The sequence below is a fragment of the Asaia sp. BMEF1 genome (assembly GCF_051628905.1).
In the GTDB taxonomy this organism is placed as follows: domain Bacteria; phylum Pseudomonadota; class Alphaproteobacteria; order Acetobacterales; family Acetobacteraceae; genus Asaia.
This window is the reverse complement of sequence record NZ_CP157575.1, coordinates 2332427-2354681: the sequence shown is the minus strand read 5'-3', so window position 1 is coordinate 2354681 and position 22255 is coordinate 2332427. Positions and strand designations below refer to the sequence as shown.

Below are 22255 nucleotides of genomic sequence, written 5' to 3'. Positions count from 1 at the left end.
CTGTAATCCGGCGTTATCGCCGCTTCTCTCTTCCGCTAGACACGAACCACGAACCGGCCAGTAAAGTCTGAACAGAGACTCGTACCGCCCGAGGTCAGAAATGGCTGATTATTGGGCGAAGCACCTTTCTGCCAGATCATGATACCCATACCACACCGGTCTCATCGTCGATCAGAGTGGAGACACTCGCTTTAAAGCGCCTTCGTATCGATTTCGCAAAATATGGCCTGGAGCCTACGTAAAAAAAAGAGGGAGAGCCCAAAAGCTCTCCCCCTCATTAGACATCCAGGATGGGCGTCACGCTCAGCTTTTCTGCGCAAGAACGGCTTCGCGAATGCGCTGGCCGATCTTTTCGTCCACATTCGTCCAGTATTCGAACACACGTGACAGTACCGGCTCTTCGACACCGCCAGCAATATGACCTGCCGCATTCTGAACGAGACGTTCGCGAGCAGCGTCATCCATTACACGATTGACCAGATCATTCGCCTGACTGAAATCATTGTCATCAGGGCGCAGCGTATAGGCAGCGCGAACGAACTCGCCATCCGCCGCCCAGACAGCATTTTCAGGATAACGCTCGGCATCTGCCGCAGGACCACCCTTCGAATTCGGCGCATAAACCGGATCGGACACGTTATGCGACCGCATCGTGCCACCCTTGGAATAGGAGTGGACCGGGCATTTCGGCGCATTGACCGGAATCTGCTTGTAGTTCACCCCAAGGCGGGCACGGTGCGCGTCGGCATAGGCGAAGGCACGTGCCAGCAGCATCTTGTCGGGTGACAGCCCCGTGCCCGGCACGTGGTTATTGGGCTCGAAAGCAACCTGTTCGATCTGTGCAAAGAAATCTGTCGGATTGCTGTCGAGCGTCAGCTTGCCGACTTCGATCAGCGGATATTCGCTCTGCGGCCATACCTTGGTCAGATCGAACGGGTTGATGTGATAGGTCTTGGCGTCTTCATACGGCATGATCTGCATCTTGAGCGTCCAGCTCGGATGCTCGCCACGCTTGATCGCTTCGTACAGGTCACGACGATGGTAGTCGGCATCGCTGCCAGCCAGCTTGTCGGCCTGGTCCTGTGTCAGGCATTTGATGCCCTGATCGGTCTTGAAGTGGTATTTCACCCAGAAGCGTTCACCTGCCTCATTGACCCACATATAGGTATGGCTCGAAAAACCATCCATGTGACGCCAGCTGGCAGGAATGCCGCGATCGCCCATGAGCCAGGTCACCTGATGCGCCGTCTCCGGGCTCAGCGTCCAAAAATCCCACTGCATGTCGTTATCACGCAGGCCGTTATCGGCGCGGCGCTTCTGCGAATGGATGAAATGCTGGAACTTCATCGGATCGCGTACGAAGAAGACGGGCGTGTTATTGCCCACCATGTCGAAATTGCCTTCTTCGGTATAGAACTTCACCGAGAAGCCGCGCGGATCGCGCCAGGTATCGGGGCTACCCGACTCACCGGCTACAGTCGAGAAGCGCACGACGGTCTCGGTCTTGGCGCCCTTCTGCAGAAACTTGGCCTTGGTGTAGCGGCTCAGGTCATGCGTGACCTCGAAATGGCCGAACGCGCCACCGCCCTTAGCGTGAGGCTGACGATCGGGGATCATCTCACGGTTGAACGCCGCCATCTGCTCGATGAGATAATGGTCATGAAGCAGGATCGGGCCGTCGGCTCCGACGCTCAGCGAATAATCGGTGCTGGCGACAGGGGCGCCTGAATCGGTCGTGGCAGGTTTGATACGTGTGTCAGACATCGGGGCTCTCCGGTAAAATCACGTGACGCTATAAACGCCCATGTCGAAGTCGGTTCCCTGACCCGGTTATCGAGATATTTTAAGAAAATGTCAGATTCTGAAACAAAACCTATCAGCAGTTAAGAATGAAACTCATCTGCTATTATTTGAGACGGCTTTACGTCTGGGAAAAAGGTTCAAAATACTTGTTAAGGGTACTTACCAACGCTGTGGTCAATCGAGCAGTTCATTGGTGTCCCCGGTTTTTTTGGCTGAGTCATCGAGAAACCAGCAAAGGCCCTGCAATTCCGTGCGAGACAGACACAGCTTCTCTGAGTGCCCCAAAATCCCGAATAAATGCGGTCGCATCATGAAGACAAATCCCGCCTTAATCTCGCTGACGGGCAAGTAACACCAAAGCTATAATCGAAACTCATAAACGCGCCTATGTTTCATGCGCCCACTCCCCGTCGGCCATATCAGCATTGAACGCTCGTGCAAACTCTTTGAGGGCGCGGTCACTATCTCCCTCAGCCGCCCAGCCCTCCAGCCCGATCACTCCCCGGTAATCTAGGCGCCGCAAGGCTCTGGCGATGGCAAAATAGTTGATCTCACCCGTGCCGGGCTGGCACCGGCCGGGCACATCGGCCACCTGAATTTCGCCTATATAGTCCATGGCGCGCTCAAGAAGCGCGATCAGATTCCCCTCTCCGATCTGCGCATGATACAGATCGAGCATCAGACGCAATGAGGGGTGATCGACCGCCTGCACGAGGCTCAGACAATCCTCTGCGCGCCCGAACGGCACACCGGGATGATCGACCGCCGCGTTGAGATTTTCGAGTACGAACATCACCCCATGCTTCTCGCCAAGAGCAGCAAGACGCGACAATGTATCGCGTGCCTTCATCCACATGGCGCCATCGGCACCCTGGGTACAGGGCTTGACCGGGAGTCCCTCCGGCCCGAGCCCGGTGCCGTGCAGGTTGAGCCTCGGCACACCGAGTTCACGCGCTGCGCGTATAGACAGTTCTGCCGTATGCAGCATTTCCTGCGCGCCGGACTCATCGGCCAGCGTGCCGCTGACATAGCCGGTCATGGAGGAAAAACTGGCGCCCGTCGCTGCGAGACGCCTCAGATCGTGACGCGTCCAGTCCCAGATCTCGACCAGAAACCCTTCACGCGCCAGATGCTTCACTCGCTCGACAAAAGGCAGGTCCAGAAAAACCATCTCGGCACAGACGGCCAGGGAAAAACGATCCGACTGGCCCGCAGGCCCGGTTTCGGGACGCATGACTTTTCCTTCCTGCGGCAGAAACCGCGCCTTACAATTCGCCTGTGAGAAACTGGGCGCGCCCATGGCCGAAAGACCAATGTGCGTCTTCGTTTTCAACCACCGAGACCATGACATCGGACGGCGCCATGGCACACGCCTGTTCAAGACGCTCGGTCAGACGACGATAGAAGGCCGCATTCTTGGCCTCGCCCCGTGGTCTGCTGAACATCTGCAGCACCAGCATCTTGTCGGTTCGGGGGATGTCGAGCCCCGTATCCTCGACGATCATATGGGTCTTTTTGTGCTCCGAGACGATCTGATAGCGATCGCCACGCGGCACCTCGAACACCTCGAGCATCGCCTCATGGGCCGCGTCGAGCATGGCCTTGATCTCGGTGTCGCTGCGCCCTTCGACGACATGGAAATGCAGTAGCGGCATGGTCTTTCCTTGTTTCGGATGCATTTTCCCCGGCTGACGCGCCGGGGAGCGCTTCTAGGCTCAGAGCGAGAGCCAGGTTTTGTCCTTGTGCGACATGACGGCAGCATCGATCAGACGCTGCACTTCCCATGCCTCGCGGAAATCGGGGCTTGCGGCCACACCCTGATCGATGGCCCGGATGAACTCGGCCATCTCGATGGTCTTGAGGTCATTGAAGCCGAGATGATGCCCCCCCGCCACGCAGAACGCGCCGTAAGGCGCATGCTGCGGCCCGGACTCGATCACGCGAAAACCATTGCTGCGCGTGTCTTCACCTGCCCTGAAATAGTGCAGCTCGTTCATGCGCTCCTGGCTGAAGACAAGCGTGCCCTTGCTGCCGGAAACCTGAAAACCGAGCTGCATATTGCGCCCGGTCGCCAGCCAGTTGGCCTGCAATGTGCCGGAACAGCCGCGCTCGAAACCGACGATCATGCGGGCAATATCATCCACACCGACCGCCTTGCGTTCGCTGCTCCCCGGCGCGACGGGACGCGTCTTGATGGGCGTATCGAGCTGGGCAAAAACCTGCGTGACCGGGCCGAGCAGAAAACGCGCAATGGCAATGATATGGCTGCCGACATCGGCAATCGCCCCCTGCCCGCCAGCCGGATCGCAACGCCACGACCAGGGCGTCTGCGGATCGGCCATGAAGCCCTCGGCGTGAATACCGTTGAAATCGGTAATGTCGCCGAGTTCGCCCGAGGCGATCATCTCACGCGCATATTTCAGAAGCGGGTTCTTGAGATAATTGAACCCGCTCGCCGTACGCACGCCCGCCTGTTCGGCAGCGAGCGTCATTTCCTGCGCATCGGCGGCGCTGATGGCTAGTGGCTTTTCACAATGGACATGCTTGCCCGCGGCGATGGCGGCAAGCGCTATCTCCTTATGAAACAGCGTCGGCGTTGTAATCGACACCACATCGATTTCAGGATCTTCGATCAGTTTCTGCCAGTCGGTCAGGGCTCTGGCAAAACCGAACTGATGCCTGAACATCTCGGCGCGGGCACCATCGATATCGGCCACGGCGTGAAGCACGGGGCGGGGAATATCGTCGAACACATTGCCCGCTGCCTGATAGGAGAGCGCGTGGGCCTTGCCCATGAAGCCGGTGCCAATCAGACCGACGCGAAGTGTCTTTCTCATAGCCGTCGCTCCTACTCAGACATGTCTAGTGGTATTGGCCGCAACCGATGCGGTCGTGGCAGAAGCCGTGCGGTGATTAATCATCGTGTCCTCGATCTTTTCGAGCGCGACGCCCTTGGTCTCAGGCACGAATTTCATCACGAACCACAGCGCGAACAGGCCCAGAATGGCGAAAAGCCACATCGAGAAGGCACCATGGAACTGCTCGGAGAGATATTTATTTTCGCTCAGCATCGGGAAAAACTGGCTGACGACGAAATTCATGCCCCATTGCGACGTCACGGCAAGGCTGATGCCCACGGCACGAAAGCGGTTGGGGAATATCTCTGAAATCAGGATCCAGCAGACCGGCCCCCAGGACAGGCCGAACATGAGCATGAAAACCAGCATGCCCGACAGTGCCATCAAACCCGTAGACTGCGTATAAAGCCCCCAGGACACGACCAGAAGACCCAGGATCATGCCGATCGACCCCCAGAGCATCAGGGGCTTGCGACCGTGACGATCGACGATCCAGGCGCCGATAATGCAGCCGAGCAGCAGAGCAAAACCGATCCAGATGGTCTGAAACAGGGCTGCTTGCAGGCTGCCACTGGTCGATTTCAGCACCATCGGCGCATAATACATCATGACATTGATGCCGGTGACCTGCTGCAATGCAGCAATGCTGGCCCCCACAAAAATGATCCAGCGCGCACGTGCATCGCCCAGCACCCTGGTGAAACCGAGCGAGCTTTTGGCCACGGCCCCGAGAGATTGCTTAATTTCGGCATGAAGATTGCGCGCATGATGCTCGTTCGAAATACGCGTGAGGGTTTTCAGGGCTTCGTCGTGACGCCCTTTGAGCACATGCCAGCGCGGGGATTCGGGAATGAAGAAGATCGTCGCGCAGAAAAGAATGCACGGTATGATTTCCGACCCGAACATCCAGCGCCACCCCATATCGAGCAGCCATTCCGGCGTTGCGGAGCGCGCGATCAGGTAATTGACGATGAACACCACGACCTGACCGAATACGATCGCGAACTGCTCCATGCTGAGCGCGCGGCCACGCATGTCTTTGGGTGAGACCTCGGACATGTACATGGGCGACACGGCAGAAGCCACGCCGACAGCGATACCACCCAGCATGCGATAGATGACGAACCAGGTGAAATCGGTCGCAAGTGCCGTACCGATAGACTGCACGCTGAACAGCAATGCGCAGATAAACAGCGTCATGCGGCGACCGAGGCGATCGGCCATCGCGCCCGAAATAATCGCGCCGACCATGCAGCCGATCACGACGTTCGAGACAGCCCAGCCGGTCTGGGCCGGAGAAAGATGGAAATATTCCTGCAAGGGCGAGATCGCGCCGGAAATAACCGACGTATCATAGCCAAAAAGGATACCGCCCAGGGCCGCGATCGCACAGATGCGCAGCACATAGCCCACATCATGACGCTCCGATTGCACCATGACGACGTCTTTTACTCTTCTCATGAAATGTTCTCCTGTCCCGGCGCTTCATCGCTGGGAGAGACAGTCATTGAATGGGTTCAGACAGCCGTTCTGGATCCTGTGCGCCCTGTGCTGCTTGCGGGCCTGCGATAACGCGGCAGATCCTGACGGCTCTCTATCGTGCGGTTTTCCCTTTCCGCTTGTTAAAATTCAGCCGCCGTAAAGTGCAGGACGCGGCTTCATCGCGATTGGCTCGATCTGGCCACTTTCCTGCGCCTTGACGCAGGCATCGGCCGCAACCGAGGCGCAATAGCCGTCCCATGACGTCGCGCCATTAAGCGCACCCGCCTTGACCCCATTGATGAAATCCTGAACCTCGACGTCATAGGCCGCGATGAAACGCTCTTTCCAGTCGGTCATGATTGCGGTCGAGAGTGCCGCAGCTTTACGCAGTTCGACGGCTGGCGGCATCGGCAGGCTGGCTTCGCCCAGCTCTCCCACCACCGCACATTTGATGTCATAGCCGTACTGACAGTTCACGAATATTTCGACATCGATACGGATGCCTTTTTTCGTTTCCAGCAGCACGATCTGCGGATCGCGAATATGTTCCATGGCCTTGCCGCTGCTGCGCGGGAAAATGACCTGCGCGCTGACGTAATCATCGCCCAGCATCCAGCGGAACACATCCAGCTCATGAATGAGCGTGTCCGTGATGCCCATGTCGGTCTTGTAATTGGCGCCGACACGCTGATTGCGATGAGCCGCATGGATCATCAGCACCTCGCCGATCTCGCCCTTGTCGATCAGGGCCTTGAGCGCGCGATAGCCCGTATCGTAGGGGCGCATGAACCCGACCTGAACGAGGCGCTTGCCATGAGCGGCTTCGGCCTCGACAATTTTCAGGCAGTCTTCTGCGCTCGTCGCCAGAGGCTTTTCGCAGAACACATATTTCTTGTGCCGAATGGCCTCAAGCACATAGCGCGCATGAGTGCCACCCCATGAGGTGACGATCACCGCCTCGACTTCGGGCAGGGCGATCAGGGACTCACCATCTTCAGGCACTTTGGCGCCCGGCGCGTATTTCTCGGCCACCTCGCGCGCCCGCTCGAGATTCACATCGGTAACGGCGACGATCTGCGCGCCTGAAAGCGCCTGCATGCAACGACGGATATGGTCTTCACCAATGGCACCTGTGCCGATGACACCAATTTTGAGAGTCATGTCTCTGAACTCCGCTTTTCCGGATCAGTAGGGAAGAAAGGCCTGGTCGGGATCCATGGTGAATTTCCACACCCGGCGCGGCCCTGCCATCACGTTGAGATAATAGAGATCGAAGCCATGCGGCGCGCCGACCGGGTGATAGCCTTTCGGCACCAGCACCACATCGCGATCGGCAATCGCCATGGCCTCGTCCAGCGAGCCGTCTTTGGTATAGACACGTTGCAGCGCAAAGCCGCTGCCGCGTTTGAGACGGTGGTAATAGGTCTCTTCGAGATAGGTCTCATTAGGATAATCATCGGTGTCGTGCTTATGCGGCGGGTAGCTCGACCAGTGTCCTCCCGGCGTGATGACCTCGACAACCAGCAGCGTCTCGGCCTGCGCCGTGTCGGGCAGGATATTGCGCACGAAGCGCTGATTGGTGCCGGTGCCGCGTGTCAGCTCGCCAACATCATCAGGTGAAATCACCCTCGCCGGATATTTCCCCTTGGCGGGCGAGGCGCAGACAGCAAGTTCCACCGCCGTTTCCGCCTCGACGCGCCACTCCGCGCCTGAGGGAAGATAGACCGACCATGGCGCCCCGCTGAAGGGGTCCATACGTTCGCCCAGCACCCCGAAATCCTGACCGGCACCGATAATGCGCGCCTTGCCACTGACGAGCACAAGGCAGGTCTCGTTTGGTCCCGTGCGATCGGCAATCTGCTCGCCTGCGGCCAGAGACCGAACGTTGAAATCGATATAACCCCAACCTGCCGATTGTGGCGTCACCGCGACGGTCCGCTTTTTCTCATCCGGTTTGTGCGAATGCACCAGAAGCTTCGAACTCATGACGAGGCTCCGTTCATGTGGCCCGTCGCAATCAACGTATCGACCAGATAATTGCGGCCCATACGAGCATAAACGAGCGGATTGGCAATTTCAGGGTCCTGCTCGGCCTCAAGCACGATCCAGCCCGAATAATCGGGCAGCTCGCGCATCACACGGGCATAATCGATGCAGCCATCGCCTGGCACGGTGAATACGCCAGACAGCACGCTGCGCAAGAAACTCCAGTCATAGACATCGGCCTGAGCCCGCTTGAACGGGCGTATATCCTTGCCATGCACATGACGGATGCGGTCGCGATAGGTGCGCGCCAGCTCGGCCGGATCGGCACCGCCCCAGAGCGCATGACCCGTATCGAGAAGCAGCTTCACCGAAGGACCGGTCAGATCCATGAAGCGACCGATATCCTTACGCGACTGAACCACCGTGCCCATATGATGATGGTAGACAAGGTCGATGCCATGATCGGCCAGAAAATCAGCTACGACCGTCATGCGTCGAGCGAATTCCGGCCACTCGCCTGCGGCCAGATAAGGACGCGCAGAGAGCGGGGTATCGATCTGGCCATGAATCGCATTCGAGGTTTCCGCCGCAATGCAGACCTTGCAGCCCATCCCCTTAAGCAGTTCGAGACGAGGCTTGAGGGCAGCAATTTCCTCTTCGGCACTGCGGGTCAGCAATTCAGTCGACCACCAGCCGGAAATGAATTCGAGCCCGAACGGATCGAGCGCCGCCTTCATGCCGGAAACGGTCTGAGGGAATTTATGGCCCAGCTCCATGCCCTGGATCCCGGCCTTTTTCGCCTGAGCCAGACACATTTCGAGCGTCGTTGACGCGCCAACCGACTGCATGTCGTCATTGGACCAGATGATTGGATTGGCGCCGATCTTGATCGTCATACTCGTCTCCTTGCCCCGCCGCCTGAGCGGCGCGGGGCGGAATGAACCTGTCTCAGTTGCCGATGCGCTGTGCGCCGCGCTTGCGTTCGTAGCCCTCGCGGGCTTTTTCCACCTGATGTCGTGGCGAGACTTCCGGCACTGCGACATCCCACCATGCGCCGCCATCTGTCGTGGTCGGTGCGGGGTCGGTATCGATCACCAGAACGGTGGTGCGATCAGCCGAACGGGCGCGCTCGACAGCCTCGGTCAGAGCCGCGAGGCCGGAGACTTTTTCGGCATGGGCGCCAAGACCATGGGCCAGTTGCACGAAATCGATCTTGAACGGCCGCACCTGATGGCAATCTTCCCAGAGATTGTTGAACGGCGCTCCGCCACATTCCTGTTGCAAACGGTTGATGCAGCCATAGCCATGATTATCGAGCAGCACGACGATCAGTTTCTGATCGAGCATGACCGAGGTCGCGATTTCAGTATTCAGCATCAGCCAGGAGCCATCGCCCAGCATCACGATCACCTCGCGATCGGGACAAGCCATCTTCACACCCAAAGCCCCGGCCAGCTCGTACCCCATGCAGGAAAACCCATATTCCATATGGTATCCACCGGGCTGTTCGGCCTGCCAGTGCTTCTGCAATTCGGCTGGCAGACCGCCTGCGGCGCAGACAACCGTATCGGTCGGGCGCCCGGTGCGCTGCACGGCACCGATCACCTGCGCGTCGGTCGGCAGGGCTTTCTGGCTTGCATCGGGCAGGGCCTGATAGCGCGCCGAAATTTCCATCCAGTTGCGATATTCGCGCTCGGCCTTGCCGGTCCAGTCCGATGCGGCTTTCCAGCCCTTCAACCCGGCTTCGAGCGCTGTCAGAGATTTTCCGGCATCGCCCACAACGGCCAGCGCCTGATGCTTGGTGGCATCGAAATTCTGGATATTGAGCGAGACGATTTTCATATCCGGGTTGGAGAACAGCCCCCATGACCCGGTGGTGAAATCGGCCAGTCGCGTGCCAACCGCAATCACGAGATCGGCTTCGGCTGCCATGGCATTGGCTGCCGAACTGCCACTGACGCCAATACCGCCCATATTCAGGCTGTTCGAGGTCGGCAGAGACGAGCGTCCTGCCTGCGTCTCGCCAACGGGAATACCTTTTTCGGCGCAGAATGCTGCCAGCTGCTTCTCGATACCGGCATAGAGCACGCCGCCACCGGCAATCACCAGCGGCTTGCGCGACGCACTTATCAGCGCAATGGCCTCTTCGAGTTCGAATTCATCGGCCAGCGGGCGACGAATTCGATGAATGCGCTCTACGAAAAAACTCTCGGGATAATCGAAAGCCTCTGCCTGCACGTCCTGACAGAGCGAAAGCGTAACTGGGCCGCATTCTGCGGGATCGGTCAGCACGGCCATAGCGCGATTGAAAGCTGGGACGATCTGTTCGGGCCGGGTGATGCGGTCGAAATAACGCGAGACAGAGCGAAACGCATCGCTCGCGCTTACCGTGCCATCGCCGAAATCCTCGACCTGCTGCAAGACCGGGTCGGGAATGCGATTGGCGAACACATCGCCCGGCAGAAGCAGAACCGGCAGACGGTTTACATGGGCCACGGCAGCGCCCGTCACCATATTCAGCGCGCCCGGCCCGATGGAGCTGGTGCAGGCCATGGCCCGACGGCGGCGCGACGCCTTGGCGAAAGCCGTGGCCGCATGGACCATGCCCTGCTCGTTGTGACCGCGCAGGGTGGGCAATATGTCGCGCTGGGCGTGCAGCGCCTCGCCCAGACCGGCAACATTGCCATGGCCGAAAATCGCCCAGACACCGGCAAAGAAAGGCTCGATGCGCCCATCGATTTCGGTCTTCTGCGCCATCATGGCCCGCACAAGGGCCTGGCTCATGGTCAAACGGATCGTCTTCATTCCCCTGCTCCCTGGCTTTAGGCGCTGGCGCCGGACAGCGCTGCCTGATCGCGAGACGTCCAGGCCTCGACAAAGGCGCTGAAACGACGGGCCATCTCGGCAACGGCCTGCTCATCTGTGGTCTTTCCGGCCAGCCAGTCACGGGCTGGCTGGGCAAAAATGGTGCGCCCTATGGCAAAACCCTTGACCCAGGGTGTTGCGGCCGAAGCCTTGAACGCCTCCATCAACTCTTCTGCCGGGGCATCAAGGCCCAGAATGACCACGCCACGGCAATGCGGATCGCGCGCTTCGATAACGGCGCCGATTTTTTCCCATGCCTTGGGGTCGCGCTGGCCCTCGAGCTTCCACCAGTCGGGGCGCAGCCCGACATCGTAAAGGCGCGACAGAATGGTTGAGACTGTGTCGCTGGTCAGTGCGCCATTCTTGCCCGCGATGATCTCGATCAGGATTTCCTTGCCGAGCTTGCGGCACGCATCCTGCGCGCGGACCAGTTCGCGTTCCTGACGCTGCTTCAGCTCATCGCTGTCATCGGGATGATAGAAGCAGAGGCATTTTATGACTTGCTCGCTCGGCCATTCCAGCAGATGGGCAGCAAGGGAGCCGCCGCATTCGAAATCGAGCGGTCGCGAGCCCGTCTTTTCGATAGGACGTGCCGTCCAGAGCCCGGCATGGGACGCGTCGAACAGCGCATCCTGCCCGTAACGTCCATCCATGAACACACCGAAGCCGGGGCGCCCCTGCGCCACCGTTTTCGCTGCCTGAACCGCAAGCTGCTTGAATTTGGGAATGCGGTCGAAAGAAGCCCCGACCGCTGTCGCGATTTCCTCAAGCTGCAAGCGATGGTCGCAGGCCAGTGCCATGATCGGCATGGTCTGTTGGTGACGCGTCGTGACCCAGTGCAGGTGATTGAGCGCATCATCCCGACGTAGCGCGCGCTCGCTGCTGCCTTTTGCGAGGAAATAGCTCAACTCTTCCCAGGTCGGAATTTCAGACGAGCAAAGCAGGCGCGATACGGCGAAAGCCCCGCACGCATTGGCGAAACGGCAGCATTCGGCGATTTTCTCGCCCTTTACCCAGCCGCGCAGAAAGCCCGACATAAAGGCGTCGCCGGCACCCAGCGTGTTATAGACCTCAACCGGAAAACCGGGGCCGGAAATGCCGTCTTCCAGCGAGGGCGGAATGGCCCCTTCGAACACGACGCAGCCCATTGGCCCGCGCTTGCACACGATGGTGCCTTTCGACACCGCCCGGATGGCACGAATAGCCTCAAGCGTGTCTTCGCTGCCGCCAGCGATATGCAATTCCTCTTCCGTGCCGACGATCAGGTCGCAATGCGGCAGGATTTCCTTCAGATGAGCCGTCACGCTGTCGGATCTGACGTAGCGTGACTCCCCGTCACCAATACCGGCCAGCCCCCAGAGATTGGGTCGGTAATCGACATCGAACACGACCTTGCCACCATGCTCATGCACCAGATCCATCGCCTTGCGCTGCGCCTTGGCCGAAGCGGGGCGAGAGAAATGCGTGCCGGTAACGACCACCGCTTTCGTGCGCGCAATCAGCGCCGGGTCGATATCGCCTTCATCGAGCGCCGCATCGGCGCAATCTGTGCGATAGAAAAGCAGCGGGAAATTCTCCCGATCGCGCACCCCCAGAATGGCCAACGCCGTAAACCGCTCGGGGTCGACGCGCACGCCATCGGTGCAGACCCCTTCGCGCTGAAGCTGCTCGGTAATGAAGCGACCGAAATGCTCGTGACCCACACGGGTGATGAGCGCCGATTTCAGCCCGAGCCGGGCGGTGCCGATTGCGATATTGGCGGGGCACCCGCCGACAGCCTTGCTGAAGCTGGCCATATCTTCGAGACGGCCACCGATCTGCTGGCCGTAAAGATCGACTGAAGAACGCCCTATTGCGACGATATCGAGATCCTGTCCGCGCATCCCCGACTCCTGCAGCATGTTACGTTGCACATGATAAGAACATACATTCTGTTCTTGGTCACGCTACAGAACGTATATTCCCTAATTTTCTTTAACTTCGCACGTGTATGTGATTAACTCCCTGCCATCACCGGGGTCGGGCAACCGCGGCTCTTCGTCCTCCGGCCATAAAATGCTATGGAATTTTTATTCCCTTTTCGGATTGTGCTGAATTGACCGAGATCCTCGAAGACCCCTCGCCCACCCAGTCCGATTTCGACGCGTTCCATCACCGCCTGCGCCTGTGCTACGCCGAACTTCCCAAGCGGCTGGTGCAACTTGCCGATTTCGTGAGTAACGCCCCAGACGAAGTGGCGCTTGGCACAGTGAGTTCATTGGCCAGTCAGGCCGGGGTGCAGCCCTCTACGGTGGTACGTTTTGCCCGCACGCTCGGCTTTACCGGATTTTCAGACATGCAGGCGGTTTTTCGCGACAGGCTGCGCGTGCGCAATGTCGCCTATCGCGACCGGGTGAATGCGCTGCATCGCGTCGATGGCGAGGCGGTCGAAGCCTCGGTCATTTTCAACGGATTTTACGAGGCTGCCCAGGAATCGCTCCGTGCCCTACAGACCCAGCTCCTGCCGGACCGGCTCGAAGCCGCAGTAACGACATTGGCTCAGGCGGAATGTCTTTATCTGCTGGGGTTGAGGCGCTCGATGCCGGTCATACGCTATCTGTCCTATCTTCTGGCAAAGCTCGATATTCGCCACCAGATCATCGGGCTTGAAACGGGTATGGAGGAAGAGAGCTTCGCCCATGCCGGCCCGAAAGATGCGGCGCTTCTGTTGAGCTACAAGGCCTATGCGCCGCGCACGGTAGAGCTTTTCGAAGCGCTGGAAGCCAAAGATGTACCCGTTATTTCCATGACTGACAGTGCCGCCAGCCCTGTCATTCCTCAGTCGGGCCTGTGGCTCGAAGTGCATGAAGCCGATTTTCAGGGCTTTCGCTCAAACGCCGCATCGATGGTACTCGTTTCGACTCTTGCCGCCGCAGTGGCAGAACGCCGTGGTTAGAACGCCAAGGTTAGAACGCTAGGATCAGCACATAGGGGACGAGACGCGGCGGCGCTCACACCGCCAGTTCGAATCCCCCGACGAGTTTCTTCAGCCCGCCTGCCATGACAGCAAGATTTCTGCTTGCTGCGGCACTTTGCTCTGCGGAGGCCGCATTTTGCTGTGTCACCGTCTCCATGCTTCTCATGGCAGCATCGAGTTGTTTGATGCTGGTGAGTTGATCGCGCGTGGCCTGGGCTATATTGGCGACAAGCGTGCTCGTGGTGGCGAATTGACCCAGCAGTCTCTGCAAAGCCTCCCCCGTTTCACGAACGGAAGAGACCCCTGCCTCGACCTGCCCGGTTGACGTGGAAATGAGGGAGGAAATCTCTTTCACCGCCTCGGCAGATCGATGGGCGAGATTGCGCACCTCTTCTGCCACGACCGCAAAGCCACGCCCGGAATCGCCGGCACGTGCTGCCTCGACACCAGCATTCAGGGCAAGAATATTGGTCTGGAAGGCGAGATCGCTGATGATGCGCACGATGTCTGCAATAGATTTCGAAGAGCCGTCGATCCGGTTCATGGCTTCTATGGCACGGGTCACCACAATCTCGGCCTGCTCGGCATCTGCTCTGGAGGAGCCGATGATCTTGTGAACGTTATTCGTCTCGTCGGTTGTCTCCTGCACGCGATGGGTAATGCTGATCAGAGCCGCTGCCGTCTCCTCAAGGGTTGCCGCCTGCTGCTCCGTTCTTCTGGATAGGTGATCGGAGGCGGTGGCGAGTTCCTCTGTCGAGTTCCCGATTCCCAACGCCGAGCCTGAAACACTGGAAAATGCCTGGGACAACTGCAAAAAGGAGCTGTTAAAATCAGCACGCAAGGGCTCGAGCTGAGAAGAAAATTCCTTTTTGATCTGAACTGAAAGATCGCCTCTCGCCATTCTGGCCAGCCCGTCGGCAATCAAGTCGGTCGCCTCCTGCAACTGCCGCGCCGCCAGTTCGCTCTCTGCCTGTCTCTTCTGGCGCTCCTGCTCCTGCACGATGCGCGCCTGACGCGCCTCCTCTTCGAGCCGGGCTTTCTGGATGGCACCCTGACGGAAGATTTCGACAGATTTGGCCATCACGCCGATCTCGTCACGCCTGTCGGAACCAGGCACCCTGACAGCGGTATCACCCGCCGCGAGAGCGTTCATCACGCCCGTGATCCTGACCACAGGCGTTGCTATGGAGCGCAACAGGGCCACGCCCATGGCGATCGCGATCAGGGCCGTCACCGCGCCTCCCACCAACAGAGTGAGCGTTCCGGTTCGATGAGCCCGCAAGGCTACGGCACTCCGCAGAGCGACTGTCGCTCTCTCCGCCTTGATGAGACTGCCGATATGGAGGCGGATCGCGGTGAGCCTGGCCGTATTTGCGATATCGACCCGCGTCCGATCAATGAGTTCAGGATGCGACATTGCCGAGACGGTGCCAGCCATCTGGGTATCGAAGACATCAATCGCAGCCCGGAGCGGTCGATACTCTTTTTCAACGAGATCGCCAGGCAGATCTCCTTCGATCCGTGCCAGAAGAGGCTTAACATGCGACTGATAACCGTCGATACGGGCAATGAACTGCCTGTTTGTGCTCGCAACATAGCCGCGCATCGCATTCTGGCTTTCGACCAGCGTATCGAGCAGATCATTGAGCGTATTGATTGTATATTGCGCCTGATTATTGCCCAGATCGGCTGCTCGGATCTGTGAGAGCGATCTGAACGCAACGAAAGAGAATATGACGACCACTCCCAAGATGATGGAGAATGAGAGCATCAACTTGCCCAGAATACTGATATTTTTCGTCATTCCGTCACCAAATCGTCAGGCACACAGCACCATGATCATTCGGGATTATGAGCGAACATATTTCTAAATAGTTAACAAATAGCAGCCGTAACTTATTCCTACAAAACGGTCGCAAAACCTTCTCAATACTGCCGAAACCCGCATTTATAATAAATAATTTAAGGTCGCTGCTATCGACGTGCAGGTCATGCCCAAGGTCGATGACGCAAAGACTCAGCTCGGCTTTCTTGTCGTCGAGGCAGTTTTATCGTTGGGCGATATGGCCAGAGGCGGAAAGGCGCCGAAAGCGTCGATCTGCCGGTAATGATAGGAGGTCACCACGTCGATGCCGACATTGCGAACCATACGGTCCAGACCGAGCTGTTGATATTCCTGTGCACGCAGAGGCAGGCATCGTTCGAGAAGCGCGCGCGCGCCTTTGGGCGACACGACATAGGCGCACAGGCCGAAAGCCTGAAGCAGGCGGAAAACGCGTGCCTCGACAATCTCGCCAGCAAACAGCGCGGCATTTTTCTGCATCCGTTTCTCGTCGAGCGTCACCGTGCCACGGGTAATGCCGGGCAGCGCGTCGATCGTGATGGGCGCGTTGAAATTATAGCCAAGCAGAATGACATCCCACCCTTCGGGCAGGGACGCGATCAGCCTGTCGCTTTCGGCGTCGAAATTGCCACAGAGAAGGGCATCGTCCTCGAAGATAGCCAATGCTGCATTCTGCTGCACCGCCTGACTCCAGAGACCGAGATGGGAGAGGGCGGCGCCCAGAGCGCCTTGCGTATAGCGCAGCCCGGCCTCAGCCACGCCACGCCCGACCAGATCGTCGAAAGAAAGAGCCTGCCCTTCCACGCCCTCGACGCGCTCGATCGGGCCGACATGGCTGTTCGACCGGAGAAAAGACTCCAAACGCGCCTTGTCGGCCTCTCGATTGATCACGACACGGCGCATATCTTCTGCTCTCCTCTGCTACAAACAGTTCGACCCTCGTTCTCGGTCTTATACTGCGCGCAGCGAAAAACAGGAGACAAGCCAGGGCGAAGCGGGCCTCAATAGCCTCTGGCACGATCGTAAAGAAGTGCGGGCGCCTCGCCGCGCTCTATCTGCCGAATGACCTCGGCCAGATAAATCACCTGCGCCTCTCTCGAGGCTTCGGACGCGATATGCGGCGTCAGGGTGATTTTGGGATGGTCCCAGAGCGGCGAGTCCGGCCCGAGCGGTTCCTGCGCCTGAACGTCGAGCACGGCACCCGAGAGATGGCCACTCTCGAGCGCATCCAGCAACGCGCTCTCGACCAGGTGGTCCCCTCGCCCGACATTGACCAGCCCGGCGCCCGGTTTCAGCCCCGAGAGAAACGCCCCATCGAGCAGGCTGCGGGTCTGTGGCGTACTGGGCAGAAGATTGACCAGCAAATCGGTCCTGGCCAGCAGATCGGGCAGGACCTCACGCCCCATATGCACGTCGACGCCATCGTCGCTCCCGCTCTCGCCCGAGCGACGCCACGCCGAAACGACAAACCCGGCACGGGCCATACTCTGCGCCACGACGGCGCCAATCTGGCCATAGCCCAGAACGGTCACGTGGGTCTGGCCAGACGTGCGGGAAACCAGATTGCGCGCCCACACATGCCCGCTTTGTTGCAGCGCCCATGTCCGGGCATCGCGCAGCAGGCCGATTGATGCCCAGAGCACATAATCGGCCATGAGGGTGCCGGTCTCGCCACCGCCCATACGCACGAGCTTTACATGATGCGGGAAATCGGGACTGGCAATCAGATGGTTGACCCCGGCCCCCGTGCAGAGAATACCGCGCAGATGGTGCATGGCGCGCAGATCGTCGTCAGAGCACTCCCAGACCAGAGCGTAATCGGCATCTTCGCGTTTCGTATCAGGGTCGAACCAGGAGAGAATCGCGATATCGGGCGCATGCCGCGCAAATGATGCGCGCCAGCCTTCGAAAGCCTCTGCGCCATCGGCGCTGACGATAAGACGCGGTGCCATGGCCTGCCCTTTTCCGGTTGCTGAAGACGTACGAGCCCGGTACCCGAGCGGGGCTCTCAGGGTTTCAGACTGGCACGCCTGAGGGGCATCGTCATGCAGTGAATGCTGCCGCCGCCCTGCGAGAACTGATCGAGCGGTGTGTCGAGCACGGTCAGACCATGATCGCGCAGCATGGCGTTGATACGCCTTGAATGCGCGGGGCTGACCACGCGTCCCTCGCCCAGCGCCAGCACGTTGCATCCCATATCGCGCATGGCCTCCTTATAGGTCACGGGCAGGATACGGATATTTTGTGCCTCAAACCAGGCGAGATCCTCATCTTCCAGCACATCGACGACGCCGATCGCGAGCGTATCGGTCACCATGGTGAAAATCACGTCGAGATGCAGGAAATGCTCGGGGAAATGGATCATGCGGCAGGTCCAGCCCGCCTCCTCGAACGGCTTCATGAAGGCCTGCGCCCCCTCGACCGTGGTACGCCCGCCGCTCACACCCACAGCCAGAAGGCCGGGGCGGATGATATGGATATCCCCGCCCTCGACAAAGCCTTCGGTGCAACGGGAAATGATCGCGTCCTCGCCATAAAACGCCTCGATGCCTTGCGCTTCCGGCTGGCGCTCAGGCCGCATGAGACGCGTGACCACCGTGCCCCAGGGTGTGGTCTGCGAGGAATCGCGCGTATAAACCTGATAAGGCAGCCCTTCCTGAGGGGTCAGGAAGTGGCAGCGCACCCCGGCGCCTTCGAGAAGGGACACCAGACCGTCGAATTGCTGGCGCAGCAGCGCCGGATCGGGGCGGGCACCGCTGGCAAGGGTGCGAATGGCGATATCGTTGCTCGGGTTCCAGGTATAGAAATCGGGCGGACAGAGAAGCACATCCGACAGGGTTCCGGTTTCGCTATCGATGAACCAGCGCTCAACGGTCATCGTCTTCTCCCTTTTCGATGCAACACCGCCCTTGCCGGGCTGGACCAGACGCTAGGCCGGGCGCACTCATTGCTCAATCACAATGAGGTGGAGTTTGGTTTGGCGTTTCATAAATTAAAAGCCGCGCCACAGCCCGCCATACTTCAGACGCCGCACCGAGCGTATCGAGAACGATACAAACGGTTGATCATGTCGCGGGGAGGGATATCATCGCATGCTGTCTGAAACAGGATCATTGCCCTTGTCCCGTCTGCGCCCCGCTCCAACACCGCGCCGCCTGCCTCGTGCCAGCGGGTTTCAGGGGCGTATCGCCGAAGTCGATCTGCGTCTTCTGCGCGTCTTTGCCTGCGTGGCGCAGCATGGCGGATTCGCGGCTGCAGAGCTGGCGCTGGGCAAAAGCAAATCCTCAATCAGCATCGATATCGCCGCCCTTGAGGACAGGCTGAGCATGGTGCTCTGCCATCGTGGGCGTGCCGGTTTTGCCCTGACACGTGAGGGCGAGGGCGTTCTTGAGGCCACGACGAAGCTTTTTAACGATATCGATCTGTTCCAGCAGCGGATCAACGATGTTAGCGGCACGCTTTCAGGCCGTTTCTGTCTCTATCTGCCTGACAATATCCAGTTTCATGGCGAAACCGCGCTGCTGCGCGCGATCCAGATCTTTGCCAGCCGCCATCCTGCGGTCGAGATGGATGTCCGTTCCGCCTCGACGCGCGATGTGGAGTTTGCCGTGCGTAACGGCACGGCGACCGCCGGTATCACGCTCTATCCGCATCAGCAGCCGGAAATGCAGGCCACCGCCCTGTTCAGCGAGCGCTCCAATCTCTATTGCGGTGCGCGCCACGCGCTTTTCGACAGGCCCGAAGACACCATCGATATCGCCTCTCTCGCTGAAGCGCGCATGATCAGCGTCAGCGATGCAGCGTCTTCTCCGAAATGGGACGAACTACGCCCTTCCATGAATTTTGCCGCCAGGGCCGATAACATTGACTCACGCGCCCTGCTGATCCTGTCGGGCATGTATATCGGTTTTCTGCCGGAGCTGTTCGTCACCCAGATGGTCCAGCAGGACCGATTGCGCCATATCGCCTTCAACGATCTGCATCTGGTCAATCATTTCTACTTCCTGATCCGACCGACACCGGAAAACGGCCTCATGGCCGAAACCTTCCGCTCCATTCTCGAAGAGACATGCTGATGCGGCGCTTTTTTCCAGCTCTGGTCCTGATCGCCCTTTTTCTCTCGTTCGCAAACGCCAAAGCGCAAGAACGTCCCTCCTTCATCGAAGGCGGGGTGCTCAGGATCTGTACCAATCCGACCCTGCCCCCCATGACTTTCGTCAACGGAGCAGATCTCTCGGCGCTGGACGGGTTCGATATCGCTCTCGCAAGGGCTCTGGGCGCCTATTGGCGAGTCCCGGTCAAATTCGAGACCATGGATTTTACAGGGCTCTTTCCGAGCCTCAGCGCCGGGCGGTGCGGGCTGGTGATCAGCGGCGTGCTCAAACAGGCGTCTCGCGAACGTCTCTTCGACGCGGTTTCCTATCTCGAAACCTCACCCGTGATCGTAGCGCCTGCCCGGATCGCGCCCGTCACCAGCTTCGAGGCGCTGGCCGGGCAGAGCCTCGCCGTAGAGTCGGGCACGAGCTACGCCGCACGTATAGAGGACATCAATCGAGACCTCACCGCACAGGGCAAGCCGCCTATCGTCTTGCAGCAATATCCGAGCGAGGATCAGGTGGTGCAGCAGGTTCTGGTCGGACGGGTGCAGAACTTTCTGAGTCAGGATGTCGAACTATTCTATCGTGAAGCCCAGCTCGGTGGAAAACTGCATGTCATCTACAGCCCGAAACTGCCGGGCTATACGGAATTCGCGCTCTATCTGCGTCGGGCGGGGAGTGACCGCGCCTTGCTTGCCTCTGCGCTCGACGCGCTGAGGCAGAAAGGCGAGATAACGGCGCTTGAAAAGAAATGGAATGTCGGCATCGCCGCGCGCAAGGCGCTTGGCGTGGCAGTGGAACGCCCGCGCTTCAATACGACGACTTTCTTCTCTGCGCTCTTCTCGATGGCCTTCCTCAAGGGGGCAGGCATGACGCTGGCCATCGCCCTAGCCTCTCATGCCGCCGCCATCGTGCTTTCCATTCCCATCGCCCTCAAACTCAATGCGCCGCGCTCGCTGTGGCATCCTTTTCTGCGGGCCTATGTGGCCATATTCCGAGGGGCCCCGACGCTGCTCCAGCTTCTGTTCATCTGGAATGCGTTGCCGCAATTTTTTCCGATCTTTCGCGAGAGCTGGTTCTCGCCCTTTCTGGCGACCTGGATCTGTCTTTCAATCAATGAATCGGCCTATCAGGTCGAAATCAACCGCGCAGCCCTCAGTGCCATCGACCCTGGGCAACTGGCAGGCGGGCAGGCGCTGGGCATGAGCCAGGCGCAGATCTACCGCCATGTGATCTTCCCTCAGGCCCTGCGCGTGGCCCTGCCGCCCACGATCAACGAATTCATCTCGCTGCTGAAAACCACCTCTCTGGCCTCGGTCATCTCCTTGCAGGAGCTGCTTTTCATTACGCAGGTCCAGGTCGCCCGCAGCTTCGAATTCACCGAATATTATGCCGCCGCCCTCGTCTATTATCTGGCCATGGTCTTCGCCTTTCTGCATCTGCAAAAACGCATAGAAACACGGTTTGTCTGGGCCAGCCGCGACGGTGCCGGCAGAAAAAGCGACAAGAACACGCCAACAATGCCGCAAGCAGGAGGGCCTCGCCATGCTGCATAACCTGCCGCCCAACCCCGATTATGCCCTCAGCCTGCGCAAGATGAGCAAATTCTACGGCGAATTCCTCGCACTTGATCGGATCAGCCTCGACATCGGCCATGGCGAGAAAATAGCCGTTCTCGGACCGTCAGGCTCAGGCAAATCGACCCTCATTCGCACGCTCAATCGCATAGAGCCTCATGACAGCGGCGTTCTGATGATAGATGGCGAAATCATCGACGAGAAAACGAGCCTGCCCTTGCTGCGTGGCGCAGTCGGCATGGTGTTTCAAAATTATAATCTCTTCCCGCATCTCACCGTGCTGCAAAACTGCATGCTGGCGCCCAGGCTTGTGCGCAAGGCGCATTACGACGCGACCGAAACCCTTGCCCGCCACTATCTCGAACAGGTCGGCATTGCCGAGCAGGCCGATAAATATCCGATACAGCTTTCGGGCGGGCAGCAGCAGCGCGTCGCTATTGCGCGCGCCCTATGCATGGCGCCCGATATCATCCTGTTCGACGAGCCGACAGCGGCTCTCGACCCCGAGGCCATCAAGGGGGTGATCGGCATCATCGACGCGCTTTCAGAGCGGCGTATCACCACGATCTGCGTGACCCATGAAATGGGATTTGCCCGCCATATCGCCGATCGCGTGGTCTTCATGGATAAAGGGGTCATCCTTGAAGTTGCGCCACCTGAAGCCTTCTTCAAAGCACCTCAGACCGAGCGCGCGCGACATTTTCTGAATCAGATGATCCATCATGGGTAACGATCTGACAAAGTGAGGTTTGGTTTTTTCCAATCGAACGACAGATCGTTTCGTCTTC

The 22255-nt window shown here is 59.0% G+C and carries 18 protein-coding genes; 4 read left to right on the top strand and 14 right to left on the bottom strand.

The annotated features are described in order from the left end of the window. Nucleotides 1-303 precede the first annotated feature (303 nt). The 10 genes from ABHV46_RS10365 to ABHV46_RS10320 form a co-directional block, all read right to left on the bottom strand. A complete protein-coding gene (locus tag ABHV46_RS10365) occupies nucleotides 304-1764 on the bottom strand; it encodes a catalase (RefSeq protein WP_438381383.1) in 1461 nt (486 codons plus the stop codon). Between the two features lie 424 nt (nucleotides 1765-2188). Further along, nucleotides 2189-3037 (bottom strand): TIM barrel protein, encoded by an 849-nt coding sequence (locus ABHV46_RS10360; RefSeq protein WP_438381382.1) that lies wholly within the window; start codon nucleotides 3035-3037, stop codon nucleotides 2189-2191. A 31-nt stretch (nucleotides 3038-3068) separates the two neighbouring features. Beyond that, nucleotides 3069-3458, bottom strand: coding sequence for a tautomerase family protein (locus ABHV46_RS10355; protein WP_336945920.1), 390 nt, complete (start codon nucleotides 3456-3458; stop codon nucleotides 3069-3071). A 60-nt stretch (nucleotides 3459-3518) separates the two neighbouring features. Beyond that, nucleotides 3519-4640, bottom strand: a complete 1122-nt coding sequence (locus ABHV46_RS10350; RefSeq protein WP_438381381.1) for a Gfo/Idh/MocA family protein — start codon at nucleotides 4638-4640, stop codon at nucleotides 3519-3521. Nucleotides 4641-4655: 15 nt separating this feature from the next. Then, nucleotides 4656-6122 carry a sugar porter family MFS transporter gene (locus tag ABHV46_RS10345; RefSeq protein ID WP_438381380.1) on the bottom strand — a complete coding sequence of 489 codons (1467 nt, stop codon included), beginning with the start codon at nucleotides 6120-6122 and terminating at the stop codon, nucleotides 4656-4658. 168 nt (nucleotides 6123-6290) lie between these two features. After that, entirely contained in the window at nucleotides 6291-7304 is a 1014-nt protein-coding gene (locus ABHV46_RS10340; protein WP_438381379.1) for a Gfo/Idh/MocA family protein, read from the bottom strand. 24 nt (nucleotides 7305-7328) lie between these two features. Further along, on the bottom strand, nucleotides 7329-8129 hold the full coding sequence (gene iolB, locus ABHV46_RS10335) for a 5-deoxy-glucuronate isomerase (RefSeq protein ID WP_438381378.1): 801 nt from the start codon (nucleotides 8127-8129) through the stop codon (nucleotides 7329-7331). After that, nucleotides 8126-9025 (bottom strand): myo-inosose-2 dehydratase, encoded by a 900-nt coding sequence (iolE, locus tag ABHV46_RS10330; protein WP_438381377.1) that lies wholly within the window; start codon nucleotides 9023-9025, stop codon nucleotides 8126-8128. Before iolE ends, iolB begins: the two co-directional genes overlap by 4 nt. Nucleotides 9026-9077: 52 nt before the next feature. Continuing rightward, complete coding sequence (gene iolD / locus ABHV46_RS10325) at nucleotides 9078-10934, bottom strand: 3D-(3,5/4)-trihydroxycyclohexane-1,2-dione acylhydrolase (decyclizing) (protein WP_336945914.1); 1857 nt, start codon at nucleotides 10932-10934, stop codon at nucleotides 9078-9080. A gap of 17 nt (nucleotides 10935-10951) precedes the next feature. Beyond that, entirely contained in the window at nucleotides 10952-12877 is a 1926-nt protein-coding gene (locus ABHV46_RS10320) for a bifunctional 5-dehydro-2-deoxygluconokinase/5-dehydro-2-deoxyphosphogluconate aldolase (RefSeq protein ID WP_438381376.1), read from the bottom strand. A gap of 212 nt (nucleotides 12878-13089) precedes the next feature. On the opposite strand from ABHV46_RS10320, the gene ABHV46_RS10315 reads away from it, so the two are divergent. After that, nucleotides 13090-13929 (top strand): MurR/RpiR family transcriptional regulator, encoded by an 840-nt coding sequence (locus ABHV46_RS10315; RefSeq protein WP_438381375.1) that lies wholly within the window; start codon nucleotides 13090-13092, stop codon nucleotides 13927-13929. 55 nt (nucleotides 13930-13984) lie between these two features. Here ABHV46_RS10315 and ABHV46_RS10310 read toward each other — a convergent pair whose 3' ends face one another. The 4 genes from ABHV46_RS10310 to ABHV46_RS10295 all read right to left on the bottom strand — a co-directional run bounded on the left by ABHV46_RS10310 (nucleotide 13985) and on the right by ABHV46_RS10295 (nucleotide 18671). Next, nucleotides 13985-15754, bottom strand: a complete 1770-nt coding sequence (locus tag ABHV46_RS10310) for a methyl-accepting chemotaxis protein (RefSeq protein WP_438381374.1) — start codon at nucleotides 15752-15754, stop codon at nucleotides 13985-13987. A gap of 213 nt (nucleotides 15755-15967) precedes the next feature. Then, nucleotides 15968-16696 carry a glycosyltransferase family 25 protein gene (locus ABHV46_RS10305; protein WP_438381373.1) on the bottom strand — a complete coding sequence of 243 codons (729 nt, stop codon included), beginning with the start codon at nucleotides 16694-16696 and terminating at the stop codon, nucleotides 15968-15970. Nucleotides 16697-16794: 98 nt separating this feature from the next. Next, a complete protein-coding gene (locus ABHV46_RS10300; RefSeq protein WP_438381372.1) occupies nucleotides 16795-17745 on the bottom strand; it encodes a 2-hydroxyacid dehydrogenase in 951 nt (316 codons plus the stop codon). A gap of 56 nt (nucleotides 17746-17801) precedes the next feature. Then, nucleotides 17802-18671 (bottom strand): dimethylarginine dimethylaminohydrolase family protein, encoded by an 870-nt coding sequence (locus ABHV46_RS10295; RefSeq protein ID WP_336945908.1) that lies wholly within the window; start codon nucleotides 18669-18671, stop codon nucleotides 17802-17804. A 214-nt stretch (nucleotides 18672-18885) separates the two neighbouring features. Between ABHV46_RS10295 and ABHV46_RS10290 the strand changes: the two genes are divergently transcribed. The 3 genes from ABHV46_RS10290 to ABHV46_RS10280 are packed head-to-tail and all read left to right on the top strand — an operon-like array spanning nucleotide 18886 to nucleotide 22197. Beyond that, nucleotides 18886-19869, top strand: a complete 984-nt coding sequence (locus tag ABHV46_RS10290) for a LysR family transcriptional regulator (protein ID WP_438381371.1) — start codon at nucleotides 18886-18888, stop codon at nucleotides 19867-19869. Further along, on the top strand, nucleotides 19869-21446 hold the full coding sequence (locus tag ABHV46_RS10285; protein ID WP_438381370.1) for an ABC transporter substrate-binding protein/permease: 1578 nt from the start codon (nucleotides 19869-19871) through the stop codon (nucleotides 21444-21446). The genes ABHV46_RS10290 and ABHV46_RS10285 overlap by 1 nt, the downstream gene beginning before the upstream one ends. Next, the gene (locus ABHV46_RS10280) at nucleotides 21436-22197 is read left to right on the top strand and encodes an amino acid ABC transporter ATP-binding protein (protein WP_438381369.1); all 762 of its coding nucleotides are present in this window, start codon (nucleotides 21436-21438) and stop codon (nucleotides 22195-22197) included. Before ABHV46_RS10285 ends, ABHV46_RS10280 begins: the two co-directional genes overlap by 11 nt. Nucleotides 22198-22255 lie beyond the last annotated feature (58 nt).